We start from the raw sequence: 13583 nt of genomic DNA on the forward strand, positions 1-13583 counted from the left end.
AAGAGCGACCGGACAATTGAGCACCACAGAGAACCTGCCAACCAAGAGGAGCGCCCGACGGCGCTCCTCGTCAATCCTTACAGCGATAGCCAGCTTTCTGGTCATCGTCGCGACTACTTATCTCGGCCTTCTGGCCGTCACCTTCTTCATTGGCCGCATCGTGCCGATCGACCCTGTCCTGGCCATCGTCGGCGACCGTGCTCCTTCGCACGTAGTTGAGCGAGTGCGCGAGGAAATGGGTCTTAATCTACCCTATTACCAGCAGTTTTTCATTTATGTAAAAGGCGTACTGCAAGGCGACTTCGGAACATCCGTCCTGACCACCAATCCCGTCATGACCGACATTCGCCGCGTCTTTCCCGCGACCATGGAGCTTGCCACTATCGGCACGTTGATCGGTGCACTGTTTGGCATTCCTTTGGGCGTGCTGGCGGCGGTAAAGCGCGGCAGCATCATCGACCAGATCGTGCGCGTAATCGGTCTTATCGGCTATTCCGTTCCGATATTCTGGCTTGGCCTTTTGGCGCTCCTTGTCTTCTATGCCCGCCTCGGCTGGACTTCCGGCCCCGGACGCCTCGATATCACTTTCGAATATACGTTCACGCCAATTACTGGCTTTTATCTTATCGACGCGATCATGCAGCGCGACTGGCCGGCCTTTCGCAATATCGTCTCTCATCTCGTTTTGCCTTCAGCGTTGCTGGGCTATTTCTCACTGGCCTATATCAGCCGCATGACGCGTTCTTTCATGCTCAATGAGCTTGGGCAGGAATACATCATCGCCGCCCGCGCCAAAGGCATATCAGAAACCCGGATCATCTGGGGCCATGCGCTGCGCAATGCCGCTGTGCCGCTTGTCACCGTAGTTGTGCTTTCCTATGCTGGACTGCTCGAAGGGTCGGTTCTTACCGAGACCATTTTCGCCTGGCCAGGCCTTGGTCTCTATATCACCAATTCGCTACAAAACGCTGATATGAATGCCGTTCTGGGTGGTACGATCATCATCGGTTCGGTTTTCATCGCGCTCAATCTTCTGTCCGATCTTCTGTATCGGTTTCTCGATCCGAGGACGCGCACAAAATGAGCCAAATGACAGACGCTTCAAATAATCTCTCATGGCGCGACTGGTTGCTTTCCGAGCGCCCGCAGTCGCGCATGCAGGCCCGTCTCGGTCGGTCCTATATGGTCTGGCGCCGCTTTACAGCCAACAAGCTGGCGGTGATCGGCCTTTTCGTTATCATTGCCCTGTTGTTGGTCGCGGCCTTTGCTCCGTTACTGGCACCCCACTCGCCATTCTCTGGTGATCTTGCCAATGCCCGCCTTTTGCCTCCAGGCACACCCGGCTATCTGCTTGGCACCGATGGCCAGGGGCGTGATATTCTCTCACGCCTGATCTACGGCTCGCGTCTCACGCTCTATGTAGTGTTGCTGGTCGCCATCATCGCAGCTCCCATCGGTCTGTTGGTCGGCACGGTTGCAGGCTACGCTGGTGGCTGGGTCGACGCAGTGCTCATGCGCATCACCGATATTTTCCTCGCTTTTCCAAAGCTCATTCTGGCACTTGCCTTTGTCGCGGCGCTTGGCCCCGGCATTGAAAACGCGATCATTGCGATTGCCATTACCTCATGGCCGCCCTATGCGCGCATTGCTCGCGCCGAGACACTTACAGTGTGCAATTCCGATTATATTTCCGCTGTTCGCCTGATGGGCGCTTCGCCCTTCCGCATCGTCCTACGCCATATCATGCCGCTCTGCACTTCCTCGCTGATCGTGCGTGTCACGCTCGATATGGCTGGCATTATTCTCACAGCCGCAGGCCTGGGTTTCCTTGGCCTGGGCGCACAGCCGCCGCTGCCCGAATGGGGTGCGATGATTGCATCGGGCCGCCGTTTCATCCTCGACCAATGGTGGGTTGCAGCCATGCCCGGCATTGCTATCCTTATCGTCAGCCTTGGCTTTAACTTTCTCGGCGATGGCCTGCGCGATGCGCTTGATCCGCGGGGTAGTAACCAGTGACACCACTCCTGACGGTAGACGAGTTGCGCGTCACTTTTCCGACCCGAACGGGCGTGATCGAGGCGGTGCGCGGTGTAAGCTTCACGCTTGGCCGCGAACGGCTTGGAATTGTCGGCGAATCGGGCTCGGGCAAATCCCAGACTGGTCGCGCGATCATGGGACTTACCCCGCCTCATGCGCAAATTTCGGCCAAAACGCTCCAGTTCGACGGCATCGACCTGTTGAATATTTCGGCCCGGGAGCGCCGCGCTCTGCGCGGTAGCCGCATCGCAATGGTGCTGCAAGATCCGAAATATTCGCTCAACCCGGTCATGTCCATCGGTAGACAGATTGCCGAAACGCTCAAGGCCCACGGCAAGTATAGCAATGACGAAATCCGCAAGCGCTCGATCTCCATGCTGGAAGCGGTGCAAATCCGCGATGCCGAACGGGTCATGAAGCTTTATCCACACGAGGTTTCCGGCGGCATGGGCCAGCGTGTCATGATCGCCATGATGCTGGTGGCCGAACCGGAATTGCTGATCGCGGACGAGCCGACATCAGCACTCGATGTAACTGTTCAGCTTGAAGTGCTTGGTATTCTCGACAAGCTGGTGGCCGAACGCGGCATGGGCCTAATCTTCATCAGCCATGACCTGCGTCTCGTCTCATCCTTCTGTGATCGGGTCATCGTCATGTATGCGGGCCGTATCGTTGAGGAGATTGCTGCCAGCGATCTCGCCAGCGCCAAACATCCCTATACGCAAGGACTGCTCAACTGCATGCCCAAAATCGGAGCCGATCAGCATCCCCTGCCCACCTTGCAGCGTCAGGAGGAATGGCAGCTATGAATACGGCATTGAGCGTCGATAAGATCGACGTCTATTTCGACCATTTCCACGCATTGAAATCAGTCAACATAGATGTGGCCCATGGTGAATCCTTCGGACTGGTTGGTGAGTCCGGTTCCGGAAAATCCACCCTGCTGCGTGCGGTGGCCGGGCTTGCGCCCATTGACAGCGGCGATATCCGCATTGACGGGAAGCAGCTCAAGAACCCGCGCGACAAGGCATTTTACCGTGACGTTCAGATGGTCTTTCAGGATCCCTACGGCTCGCTTCATCCGCGCCAGACTGTCGACCGTCTCTTGCTTGAGCCGCTTGCGGTTCACAGCATCGGTGACAGTGAAAAGCGTATCGTCCGCGCGCTGGACGAGGTGGGGCTGGGGTCTGGTTTCCGCTTCCGCTATCCACACCAGCTTTCCGGCGGCCAGCGTCAGCGTATCGCGATTGCCCGCGCCCTCATCATAGAGCCGAGTATCCTGCTGCTGGACGAACCCACATCTGCGCTCGACGCTTCCGTGCAAGCAGAAGTGCTTAATCTTCTGGAGCAGGTACGGCAAGATCGCAACCTTACCTTTGTGATGGTAAGCCATGATCTGGCTGTCATCACCCATATGTGCGAACGGCTTGCCGTCATGCGCAATGGGGAAGTGATCGAAAAATTGGAATCAGGCGCGCTCATCAGCGGCGATATAGACGCCGATTATACGAAAAACCTGATGCGCGCGAGTGAAGGATTCCGCCGGTAATACGCTTTAAAAAGGCAGAGGAATCCCTGCCTTTTTAACAGGTTAGGAAAATTTATTGAATCATTTCTTCCGCGGCTTTTTAGGTAATGTTACCGGCGCTTCCGATTTCGCCTTCGCGGCAGCAGCTTCGGCAGCGATTTGGTCAGCACTTTTGGGCGAAGTGTCGATAACCGCTCGCACCAAACCATTGGAAGAAACCTGACAGACTGCCGTACGCAGATCAACTTGCAGATCGACATCCGTTCCGCCGCCTGCGCGCGGGCGCGAATTGACAGCGCTGATTGCACGTTCAGGCAAGAAATATTTATTAGCAGCAGAGGTAATGCAGGGCTGCGCCAATGCCGGGGCCACCGTCGAGGTTGGAATGAAGCGCCGAGCAGATATGGTTGGCGCGGTCACAGGTGCTTCGGATAGTCCCGGAGGCGTCGGGGTTCGGGCGCTTGTCGTACAGGCGGCAGCCAAAGGAGCCAGCATCGCAATAACAAGGAAACGGGCTCCGATATGGACAGGTCTGTGCATGGTCAACCTCACAGGATTTGCGCGATAGAGTGATTTATCTTCCATTGTACCGCTCTCAACCCATTGTCGAGTGGCAGGAAAGTCACATTACCGATTTTTCGCTTCGCATCCACAGTCGTATCATTCCTGTTTCGCGAAAATCCAGTTCAGCATTTCGCGCCAGTCACTCATGCGGATCGGCGTGCCGTGATTACCGCTCTCAAAGCGGCGAAACTGCACCGGATAACCGGGTGCACGCCTGCGTATCTCGCGATAGAAGCCTTCCTGCCTGTCGATGGCAAAAACTGGATCGCGGCTTCCATGCGTGAAAAATATCGGCACGCGCCTTTTGAAAGCAAGCGATTTAAAAAAGCTCTCGTCCCAAAGTGATCCCATCAGGATCAGCCCGGCAAGCTGCCCCCCTGCCTTCTTGTTGGAAGCAATCCGCCAGCACAATGCCCCGCCCTGTGACCCGCAAGCCAGAATGAGTGGCGCGGATGGTGCGGATATTTTCACCGTCTCGATCAGTCCGGCGATCTGTGCTTCGCCTGCCGCCGCAAAATCCTTGAAATCTGGTGTAAGATAAAGCCCGCCATTGCGGCTTGCGAGATTTTTCACACGGTTGAAATTGCCGCCAAATGTGAAATCGTTCACACCCTGCAAACGGTTTCCCCCGCGCCCATGCAGGTAAATAACGATGAAGGATGCCCCTTCCCGCTTGCCCACCGCCATGGCCTTGACGGAGCCGACACTGGTTTGAAAAACCGCATCTTTCTGGTAGGCGCGAGCTTTCAGCGAGACATAGGCGTCCCTGGCTCGCTTTTCCGGCACGGCGTCGCGTCCGTTGATATCGCGCATTTCATTGTAATCGACGATTTTATAATCGCCATTATCGGCAGCACCCAAAATACCGGGATAGGAGAAATAATCGTCCTTGTATGGCGGAAGCGGCCCTTGCGCAAAGGCGGAAACGGCAGATAAGAGAAACAATCCTGCGAATAATCCGGTCCGCTTGCGCATCACGCCTCCGATCAGCCCTCTATAGCTCCAGCTTGTGATAACGGCGATTGAGGTAAATCAGCGCCTCCTCGTCCTCGCTCGAACGCAAGGCCGCCACTTCACCGAAAAGGACATAATGGGTCGAATGTTCCTGAACACTCGTCACATGGCAATCGAATGCCGCCAGAGCGCCCTTCAGGGTCGGCGCCCCCGTGGCGAGAACATCCCATTCCGACAGCTCGAAACGTTCGTCTTGTGTAAGCCCGATGCGCCCGGAAAACGCGTCCGCCAATTGTTCATGCGAACCCGCCAGCGTATTGACGGCGAAAACACGGTTTTTGATGAAAATCCGGTTTTCCTCATGCACCTTTTGCAGACAAACCAAAATTGTCGGGGGGTTATCCGAAACTGAACAGGATGCTGTCAGCGTAAGCCCGCGCCGCCCGGCGGCCCCAGCCGTGGTGACAACCTGCACCGCCCCTGCGTAATGGCTCATTGCGTCGCGATAAGCCTTCGGCTCGATGGGCACTGCATCTGAAATAATATTTTTTACCATTTGCACGTCAATAAGCATCCGTATTGTCTTGCGGGCCACCCCGGAACTGTATCCTGATTGCCTGCACAGATTAGGGGCATTGCACAATGGCGAGGAAACCGCTACCCAATTTTCGTTCAAATTGCCATGAAATGTTTAAAGAAGACCGGTCGCGTGATTGAGCCTGAACAGTTTCTGAAGCCATATGGAGCGTTTTTTCGCCCGAAACTACGTGGCAACAATTATCTGAAGTATTTTTCTGCCAGCTTCTCGGCCTTGGCCCTCCTGTGCCTGGCAATTGCAACGCCAGCCCGTTCACAAGATATCCGCATCGGGTTTGCGGCACCCTTGAGTGGCGGCTTCGCGCTCCTCGGCAAGCAATTAGGCGATGGTGCGCAAGTCGCCGCCAGTGTAAAAAATGTATCCCTCACGATAGCCGACGATCAATGCAATGCGGAAGGCGGCAAGGCCGTTGCCGAAAACTTCATCCGGGAAGGCGTCCAGATAGCGGCAGGGTTTCTGTGTTCCGAAGCACTGGAAGCAGCCTTGCCAGTATTGAACCAGAACAATATTCCCGTCATCGCCTCAGGTATCAGCAACCTTACCCTCACCGAGCGGCGCTCGACCGCACCCATGCCCATCTTTCACCTGACGACCGGGCTCGAAAAGGAAATGCACGCCACCGGCAGTTTTCTTGCAAGCCTCTGGCGCTCGCAGCCCTTCGCCATCATCGATGACGGCACCATCGAAGGTCGCGAACGCGCCGCGCGCCTTGTAGCCCAACTCAAAGAGCAACAGCTCCAGCCCGTCTTCACTGACACTTACCGTCCCGGACTTGAAAACCAAAATGCTCTTGTAGCGCGCCTACGCCGCGCCGGCGCCACGCATGTCTATGTCGGCGGCGAGCGCGATGATATTGCAGCCATCGGCGCTAGTGCTCATACCCTCAAATATTCGCTGGTAATTGCAGGCGGAAGCGTTTTAAAAGCTGCTCCCAGCCCGCAGCCCTTGAGCGAGGGAACGCTCATGATTGCGCCATTGAACCCGCAGGATCTACCGACGGCCAAACCCGCCATCGACGCGCTTCGTAAGGCAGACTCGCTGGTTGGAGCCTATTCCATCACCGGCTATGCAACAGTCGAACTGGCGGCGGAGGCCCTCAAACAGGCACAGGAACAAAACCGCACGGTCCAGAATATTCTGAGTGACAGTTCCTTTGAAACCGTGTTGGGCACCATCAAGTTCGATGCGAACGGTATGAGGACTGACAATCCAAACCGTTTGCAGCGCTATGAAGGCAAGCATTTCATACCAGCCGATAGATAAGCCTCATGAGGCTGGCGGCAATCATCAGCCCCGTCAGCAAACTCATGGACGACCAGAACAGCGCCAGCGCCGCATCAATATCATCGGCACCGGCATCGCGCTTGCCTTGTGCATTGAGCATCGGTCCGGCAACCTTCTCCTCGCCATATTGGCGCGGACCAGCAAGAGCCAGCCCCAATGCACCGGCAAAGGCCGATTCAGGCCAGCCTGCATTGGGTGAGCGATGCAGACGCGCATCGGCGCACATGACGGAAAATGCTGCGCGCCCGCTTTCTTTGCTTATATTGAATAGTGCCGCGAGAACTGCAAGCAATCCCGTCAGACGTGCAGGGATATAATTGATCACATCGTCGAGCCGGGCGGCAAAACGCCCGAAGTGGCGATAGCGATCATTCAGATGCCCGATCATGGAATCGGCAGTATTAATCAACTTATAGGCAAAAAGTCCCGGCAAGCCGCCGATAATAAACCAGAAAACCGGTGCGACAATGCCATCAGAAGCGTTTTCGGCAAGACTTTCGATGGCAGCGCGGCTCACCTCGCCTTCATCCAGTTGTTCGGGATTGCGCCCGACAATCATGGATACGGCCCTGCGCCCGCCCTCTATGCCCTCTTTCCTCAAGCCTTGCGCGACGGCATGAACATGATCAGCAAGGCTCTTTTGCGCCAGCAGAACCGCAACGATAATAATCTCGACAAGTGCACCCGCAGTTCCAAGCAATGGCAGCAGGGCTTCGATAAGAAGTCCAAGAAGGATGCAGAAAGTAACCAACCCGATGGTCAGCCACATGCCGCTGCGATGCAGCTTGTCATCCGGTGAAGTGGAATGGTTCCAGCGCCGCTCGCCCCAGCCGATTGCCCTGCCGAACAGCACCACTGGATGTGGAATTTTTTGCCAAAGGACCGGTGGATCGCCGACCAGCCGATCCAGAACAAGCGCCAGCGAAAGGATAATCAGTTTAATTTCCATTAGCTTGGCCAGTTTCCCTGAATCAGTTTTTCAAGCGTAGAATATCTTGCAGGGCTTGCTCCAGCCGCATCAAATCGGCATCATCCAGGGCAAGCCCGATGCGCAACCACTCCGGCGCATAGGAAAACTTGCGCACCAGAATATGTCTTTTGCAAAGCGCGTCATAAAGGGCATGTGCGCCAGGGTGTTGCACAAGCGAAAACAAAGCCGTACCGCCAATCTCGCTGAGGCCCGAACGCTCCAGAACACCAGACAGGCCAAGACGCCGCAAATCGATCCTTGCACGAAAATCGGATAGTTCGGAACGGTTTTCAAAAGCATGGCTGGCTATAGTCAGTGCCGGCCCCGATACCGCCCAAGGGCCAAGACGCTGCGTAACCTTCGCCGCGATGGCAGCGCCCGAAAGCATGAAACCCAACCGCAGTCCCCCCAGCCCAAAGAACTTGCCGAAAGATTTAAGCACAATCATAGGTACGCTTGTAACATCCGCCGCGACGCTAATTTGATGATGCGCATCGGCGAAAGCTTCATCAACAACGAGAAAGCCACCTCGCTCGCCCAGTATTTGTGCAAGGCGTATCAAATCCTGCCGCGCAATCACGCGCCCGTCCGGATTGTTTGGATTAACGATCACTCCAACACTCGCAGTGCCTGGAATATCTTCAAGCCCTGCACATTCCACCACATTCCAGCCGGACGCCGCGAAAGACGCCCCGTGCTCCTGATAGGTCGGCCCCAGAATGGCCACCGTGGTGGGTGGCAAAAGCGTGGGAAGAAGCTGGATAAGCGCCTGCGTTCCGGGTGTAGCAACGATCGGTGCATTGTCCACAATGCCATAATAGCGCCGCGCCGCTGCAAGCGTGCGCCGCAAAAGACCCTCGTCGGGCAGGCGGTTCCAGATAGCCGCGCCCAGCGTGGGCAGCGGAAAGTGCTCGGGATTGATCCCGGTCGAAAGATCGAGCCACTCTTGGGCGCTGCCGCCAAAACGTGCAGTCGCCCGATCCAGCGCCCCGCCATGTTCGATAGGCATAGTCACGCACTATCTCCATTAAAATCGATGATATGCATGAACGAACCTGAAACAGAACCAACGCGCTGCCCGGCTTCACCCATATTTTTTTCCAGCGCATCGCGCACTTTGAAAAGCCGCTGTGCTGCTCCTTCGCGCACAATGCTTGCATAATGGAATTCATGGGCACTGAGCGGCGTTCTCCACGGCGCACCTTCAAGCGGTTCCAGCGTGCGATAGCCAAGATGCAGCTTTCGCCGAGCAAAGGAGGTCTCCACCGGCAACAGGCCCAGCATCCCATGACGCACACCATTGACGTCTTCCAGAGCCTCGCCCAGCACCATATAGCCGCCGCACTCGCCATAGATCGTAACGCCGCGCGCCGCAGCAGCCTTGGTTCCCACTTGAAATCGCTTGGCCTCTGCAAGCTTTCCGGCAAAAATTTCGGGATAGCCGCCAGGCAGATAGATAGCATCGGCGTCCAGCGCAGGGCCCTCGTCTGCCAGCGGTGAGAAGAAGGATATTTCGACCCCTCTCCTGTGCCACCCTTCAAAAAGATGCGCATAAGCAAAGGCAAAAGCATCATCGCGTGCAACCGCAATGCGGCTGCCCAATGGCTCAATCCGCGGCACATTGGCCATTGCGGGCGGGCGTTGGGAGCCAAGCCATATATGGCGAAGCGTCTTGAAGTCGATATGCGCCTCCATCACGTCCGCTGCGTGGTCAAGAAATCGTTCGAGATCGGCGTGCTCGCCCGCCTGCACCAGTCCCAGGTGGCGCTCGGGCAACAGCAGCGCCTCGTCACGCGGCAGAGCGCCAAGCACTGGAATACCGAGTGGTGCCAAGGCTTCCCGAAGCATGGCTTCGTGGCGCGCACCACCGACCCGATTAAGAATCACCCCTGCAATCAGCACATTCTTGCGAAACTGGCTGAACCCGGAAACGATTGCGGCGACCGAATGCGATAGTCTGGCGCAATCCACCACCAGAACGACCGGCAGGCCGAGCATTCGCGCCAGATCGGCAGACGATCCCTTATTGTTCGACGCGCCGTCGAAAAGGCCCATCATGGCTTCCGCGACAAGCAATTTTCCACCCTCGGTCATGCGCGAGGAAAGCGCACTGATGAGTTCAGCCCGCATGCCCCATGGGTCGAGATTGAAGCATTCTGCGCCGCTTGCGGCCCGATGATAGGCAGGGTCGATATAATCGGGACCTGCCTTGACCGGCGCCAGCGCTACATCCATCCGCTTCAACGCGCGCAGCAATCCCAGCGCTACCGTGGTTTTGCCCGAACCCGATGCCGGTGCTGCAATCATGAAACCGTTCATGCGTAAAACACTCCACGCTCCTCCAACAAGAATGCGGCAGATCGTGCATCTGCGAAAACTGTGAGCGCATTCTGGTTTCAGACCCACAGCACTGGCGTCAGAGCTACCAGATAGGTTATAAACCGTCCATGAATGATGAAACCCTCCCAGAAAATAAAACATCCACCGAAACACCTGAAGAGGCCATCGGAACCTATGCGACCGCAGCCGCCAAGGCCGCATTGACCGCGCTCATAACAGGCAATTTTCCCGATCCTGTCGGCATTATCCTACCCGATGGCGAAGTGCCGTATTTTCAACTCGCTTATGAAGGTCTGGGCGAAGGCTATGCCATGGCAGGCATAATCCGCCATGAGGACCATATGCAGGATGAACCGGGCGACAGCGAAGGCACAACCATCATATCCACCGTCTTTCCCGCCCCGCCCGGCAGCGGCATTATTTTTCAAGCCGGTGAAGGAGTTGATGAAACGGCGCTCGATCCGCTTTCCCGCCGCCTGACGATGGAAATCTGCGAACATATCTGCGCCGAATACGATCTGCCCGCTGACCTCGTCGTCACCATTTCAATTCCGCAAAGCGAAGCGCCACACTAGTTAATTGCCTGTCTGGTGACACATCTAGCTGCCGCAGGGCGAGGCCTGCCGCGCCTCACGCAATTCCTCCGCAGTCACGCCCAGCACTTCGGCAATGTGTTGGATCATCGCCGTCTCCGACTGATCAATCCGGCTATCGGCGCAGGCGATCTTCATCAGATCGTTTAAAAGTGACAAACGCCGTTCCGGGGCCATTTCCGCCAGCATGCTGGCTGCCTGTTTGGTCGTGGTCTCATAGGCAAAGTCCTTGAGGTATTCCGCAACTTCCGGGATTTCTTCCGGAGGAATGCCGAAATTCTCGAGAATGATCTCTTTGAAGATGGTGATTTCTGCCGGATGGCGATCACCATCCGCAAACACCACATGCAGCAAAAGAAGCAATTCCGCCGCCAGCGCCGGATCTTCGGCTACGCGCTGCACAGCGCTCTTTTTACCCAGAAACGTTGTGATGCGTTCGAAGATGCTCTCGCTCATGGGCATCCTTCTCCTATGTAGGCCGGTTCTGCATTTTAATGTTGCCGGAACGATAGGGCAACGCAAGTACAATGACGCTTTTTGCATGAATTTTGCGAATAAAAACATCCAACAGGACGTCTGGCGCAAGAAGATTGCCTGCTCTATGGTGCGCTATCAATTTCTGGACCCCTCCATGCTCGAATTCTTCGATACGTTGACTTTACTTCTGATTTTGGCTGCCTTTATCGCAGGCATTATCGATTCCATCGCGGGCGGCGGCGGAATGATTACCATTCCCGCCTTGCTTCTGGCCGGCATTCCCCCGGTAGAAGCACTCGGCACAAATAAATTACAGGGACTGTTCGGCTCGTCATCGGCAACAATCGCCTATGCACGAAAAGGGTATGTCAATATCAAGGAGCAATGGCCGGAGGCGATTGCTTCGCTTGCCGGTTCCGTTCTGGGCGCTTTTCTGGCAACCATTCTGCCCGTTGAGATCATGCGCGCGGCTTTGCCTGCGCTGTTGGTGGCGATTGCGATCTACTTTGCCATCAAGCCCAATATTGGCGATCTGGACCGCTCACGTCGCATCGGACCTTTCCTCTTTGGCATGACGATCGTTCCGCTGATCGGCTTTTACGATGGCCTGTTCGGCCCCGGCACCGGCTCGTTTTTCATGCTGGCTTTCGTAGCTCTTGCTGGTTACGGCGTCCTGAAGGCGACAGCACACACCAAGCTTCTCAATTGCGCCTCCAATGTTGGCGCTTTTGCCACCTTCGCCGCCTTTGGCGTCATCAATTGGAAGATCGGCATCTGTATGGGCATTGCCCAGTTCATCGGCGCGCAAATCGGCGCGAGCCTCGCGATGAAAGTCGGCTCACGCATCATCAAGCCGCTATTGATCGTTGTCAGTCTTGCTCTGGCGGCACGCCTTCTGATGGATCAGACCAATCCCTTGCGGCAATGGATTGGCTTTTAAATATGTAACAGGCCGCATTGCGACCCATCGAGCATAATCAGAATTCAATGCCCTTCTGCGCCTTGACCCCCGAACGGAACGGATGTTTGACCATTTCCATCTCGGTGACGAGATCGGCAGCTTCCATCAATTCTTCCTTCGCATTGCGCCCGGTAATGATGACGTGTTTCATTTCCGGCTTGGCCGCAAGCACCTCAATCACTTCCTCTACCGGCAGATAATCATAGCGCAAGACGATATTGAGTTCGTCGCAGAGCACCATGTCATAGCTCTCATCCATAATCATGGCCTTGGCCTGTTCCCATGCGGCGCGCGCCATGGCTATGTCGCGGGCGCGGTCTTGCGTTTCCCAGGTAAAGCCCTCGCCAAATGCGGAAATCGTCACCTGTTCGGGAAACTTCTCCAGCACCCAGCGTTCGCCCGTATTCCATGCGCCCTTGATGAACTGGACGACACCGATCTTCATGCCATGGCCGATCCCCCGGAAGACCATACCAAAACCGGCTGTCGATTTGCCCTTGCCTTTGCCGGTATGGACAATAACCAGCCCTTTTTCTTCGGTCTTGGTGGCCTGAATCTTGTCGCGCGCAGCTTTCACCTTACGCATTTTCTCCGCATGGCGCGCATTCAGTTCCTCTTCCGTCATGGATAGAATTTTTTCTGATTTCTCAGTCATTTGACGCCCTTTCCGGATTCATTTTTTGAGGATGTTCAATTGTTTTCTTTACAATCGCATCAGCAAGCGCCTCGCACTATCCCTTCATTCTCAGCGGCAGGCCTGCCGCCATGAAATAAACTTCGTCCGCCACAGACGCCACAGACTGATGCAGGAAGCCAGCCGAATCGCGAAATGCTCGCGCCATGCGATTTTCAGGTACAATGCCCAACCCGACCTCATTGGAAACGAAAACCACCGGACCATGCAGCTCTGGCAGCACTGTAACGAGCGCAGCACTTTCAGCCGTTATATCGCGCTCCGCCATCATCAGATTGGTAAGCCATAGCGTCAGGCAATCGACCAGCACGAAACTATCCGCAGCCGCGTTGTCTTTTAGCATGGTCACAAGATCGAGCGGCTCTTCCAGCGTTCGCCATTGTGGACCGCGCCTGTCGCGATGAGTAGCGATGCGGCTTTCCATCTCGCAATCGAATGCGCGTCCTGTCGCTAGGTAAACTGGCTTGAACCCGGAAGCTTCGACCAGCTTTTCGGCATAGGAAGACTTACCTGAGCGTGCCCCGCCAAGAACGAAGATGACTTTTGCGGACAGAGCCATTGTTTGCACCAACTCCCTAAAGCA

15 protein-coding genes and 1 pseudogene are annotated in these 13583 nt (G+C 55.8%); 7 read left to right on the forward strand and 9 right to left on the reverse strand.

The window, feature by feature from the left end; genetic code table 11:
* Nucleotides 1–16: 16 nt before the first annotated feature.
* Genes KUG47_RS10050 through KUG47_RS10065 form a run of 4 tightly spaced genes read left to right on the forward strand, consistent with a single transcriptional unit; the run spans nucleotide 17 to nucleotide 3586 of the window.
* Nucleotides 17–1084 carry an ABC transporter permease gene (locus tag KUG47_RS10050; RefSeq protein WP_254799493.1) on the forward strand — a complete coding sequence of 356 codons (1068 nt, stop codon included), beginning with the start codon at nucleotides 17–19 and terminating at the stop codon, nucleotides 1082–1084.
* The gene (locus KUG47_RS10055; RefSeq protein WP_217677843.1) at nucleotides 1081–2016 is read left to right on the forward strand and encodes an ABC transporter permease; all 936 of its coding nucleotides are present in this window, start codon (nucleotides 1081–1083) and stop codon (nucleotides 2014–2016) included. The genes KUG47_RS10050 and KUG47_RS10055 overlap by 4 nt, the downstream gene beginning before the upstream one ends.
* Nucleotides 2013–2846, forward strand: a complete 834-nt coding sequence (locus tag KUG47_RS10060; protein WP_217677844.1) for an ABC transporter ATP-binding protein — start codon at nucleotides 2013–2015, stop codon at nucleotides 2844–2846. The genes KUG47_RS10055 and KUG47_RS10060 overlap by 4 nt, the downstream gene beginning before the upstream one ends.
* The gene (locus KUG47_RS10065) at nucleotides 2843–3586 is read left to right on the forward strand and encodes an ABC transporter ATP-binding protein (RefSeq protein ID WP_217678167.1); all 744 of its coding nucleotides are present in this window, start codon (nucleotides 2843–2845) and stop codon (nucleotides 3584–3586) included. Before KUG47_RS10060 ends, KUG47_RS10065 begins: the two co-directional genes overlap by 4 nt.
* Nucleotides 3587–3646: 60 nt before the next feature.
* Here KUG47_RS10065 and KUG47_RS10070 read toward each other — a convergent pair whose 3' ends face one another.
* The 3 genes from KUG47_RS10070 to KUG47_RS10080 form a co-directional block, all read right to left on the reverse strand.
* The gene (locus KUG47_RS10070; RefSeq protein ID WP_422718078.1) at nucleotides 3647–4105 is read right to left on the reverse strand and encodes a hypothetical protein; all 459 of its coding nucleotides are present in this window, start codon (nucleotides 4103–4105) and stop codon (nucleotides 3647–3649) included.
* A gap of 120 nt (nucleotides 4106–4225) precedes the next feature.
* Complete coding sequence (locus KUG47_RS10075; RefSeq protein WP_217677845.1) at nucleotides 4226–5104, reverse strand: alpha/beta hydrolase; 879 nt, start codon at nucleotides 5102–5104, stop codon at nucleotides 4226–4228.
* A gap of 19 nt (nucleotides 5105–5123) precedes the next feature.
* The gene (locus KUG47_RS10080) at nucleotides 5124–5645 is read right to left on the reverse strand and encodes a flavin reductase (protein ID WP_422718079.1); all 522 of its coding nucleotides are present in this window, start codon (nucleotides 5643–5645) and stop codon (nucleotides 5124–5126) included.
* A 51-nt stretch (nucleotides 5646–5696) separates the two neighbouring features.
* Between KUG47_RS10080 and KUG47_RS10085 the strand changes: the two genes are divergently transcribed.
* Nucleotides 5697–6944 (forward strand): branched-chain amino acid ABC transporter substrate-binding protein, encoded by a 1248-nt coding sequence (locus tag KUG47_RS10085; RefSeq protein ID WP_254799494.1) that lies wholly within the window; start codon nucleotides 5697–5699, stop codon nucleotides 6942–6944.
* On the opposite strand, the gene cbiB is transcribed toward KUG47_RS10085, so the two are convergent.
* Genes cbiB through KUG47_RS10100 form a run of 3 tightly spaced genes read right to left on the reverse strand, consistent with a single transcriptional unit; the run spans nucleotide 6925 to nucleotide 10254 of the window.
* Complete coding sequence (gene cbiB / locus KUG47_RS10090; RefSeq protein ID WP_217677848.1) at nucleotides 6925–7914, reverse strand: adenosylcobinamide-phosphate synthase CbiB; 990 nt, start codon at nucleotides 7912–7914, stop codon at nucleotides 6925–6927. The two genes, KUG47_RS10085 and cbiB, sit on opposite strands and share 20 nt — an antisense overlap.
* Nucleotides 7915–7936: 22 nt before the next feature.
* Nucleotides 7937–8950, reverse strand: a complete 1014-nt coding sequence (cobD, locus tag KUG47_RS10095; protein WP_217677849.1) for a threonine-phosphate decarboxylase CobD — start codon at nucleotides 8948–8950, stop codon at nucleotides 7937–7939.
* A complete protein-coding gene (locus KUG47_RS10100) occupies nucleotides 8947–10254 on the reverse strand; it encodes a cobyrinic acid a,c-diamide synthase CobB (protein WP_217677850.1) in 1308 nt (435 codons plus the stop codon). Before KUG47_RS10100 ends, cobD begins: the two co-directional genes overlap by 4 nt.
* Nucleotides 10255–10382: 128 nt before the next feature.
* Here KUG47_RS10100 and KUG47_RS10105 point away from each other — a divergent pair.
* Nucleotides 10383–10838, forward strand: a pseudogene (locus KUG47_RS10105) (cobalt-precorrin-5B (C(1))-methyltransferase); the annotation flags it as partial.
* Between the two features lie 36 nt (nucleotides 10839–10874).
* On the opposite strand, the gene KUG47_RS10110 reads toward KUG47_RS10105, so the two are convergent.
* Nucleotides 10875–11324 (reverse strand): tellurite resistance TerB family protein, encoded by a 450-nt coding sequence (locus KUG47_RS10110; protein ID WP_217677852.1) that lies wholly within the window; start codon nucleotides 11322–11324, stop codon nucleotides 10875–10877.
* A 175-nt stretch (nucleotides 11325–11499) separates the two neighbouring features.
* Here KUG47_RS10110 and KUG47_RS10115 point away from each other — a divergent pair, with 175 nt between their 5' ends.
* Entirely contained in the window at nucleotides 11500–12285 is a 786-nt protein-coding gene (locus tag KUG47_RS10115; protein WP_217678169.1) for a TSUP family transporter, read from the forward strand.
* A 37-nt stretch (nucleotides 12286–12322) separates the two neighbouring features.
* Here the strand turns inward: KUG47_RS10115 and cobO are convergent, their stop codons facing one another.
* Nucleotides 12323–12961: a cob(I)yrinic acid a,c-diamide adenosyltransferase gene (gene cobO, locus KUG47_RS10120; RefSeq protein ID WP_217677853.1), complete on the reverse strand. Its 639-nt coding sequence runs from the start codon at nucleotides 12959–12961 to the stop codon at nucleotides 12323–12325.
* Nucleotides 12962–13037: 76 nt separating this feature from the next.
* Nucleotides 13038–13559 (reverse strand): bifunctional adenosylcobinamide kinase/adenosylcobinamide-phosphate guanylyltransferase, encoded by a 522-nt coding sequence (gene cobU / locus KUG47_RS10125; RefSeq protein WP_217677854.1) that lies wholly within the window; start codon nucleotides 13557–13559, stop codon nucleotides 13038–13040.
* Nucleotides 13560–13583 lie beyond the last annotated feature (24 nt).

The sequence above is a fragment of the Falsochrobactrum tianjinense genome (assembly GCF_019100495.1).
In the GTDB taxonomy this organism is placed as follows: Bacteria; Pseudomonadota; Alphaproteobacteria; order Rhizobiales; family Rhizobiaceae; genus Brucella; species Brucella tianjinense.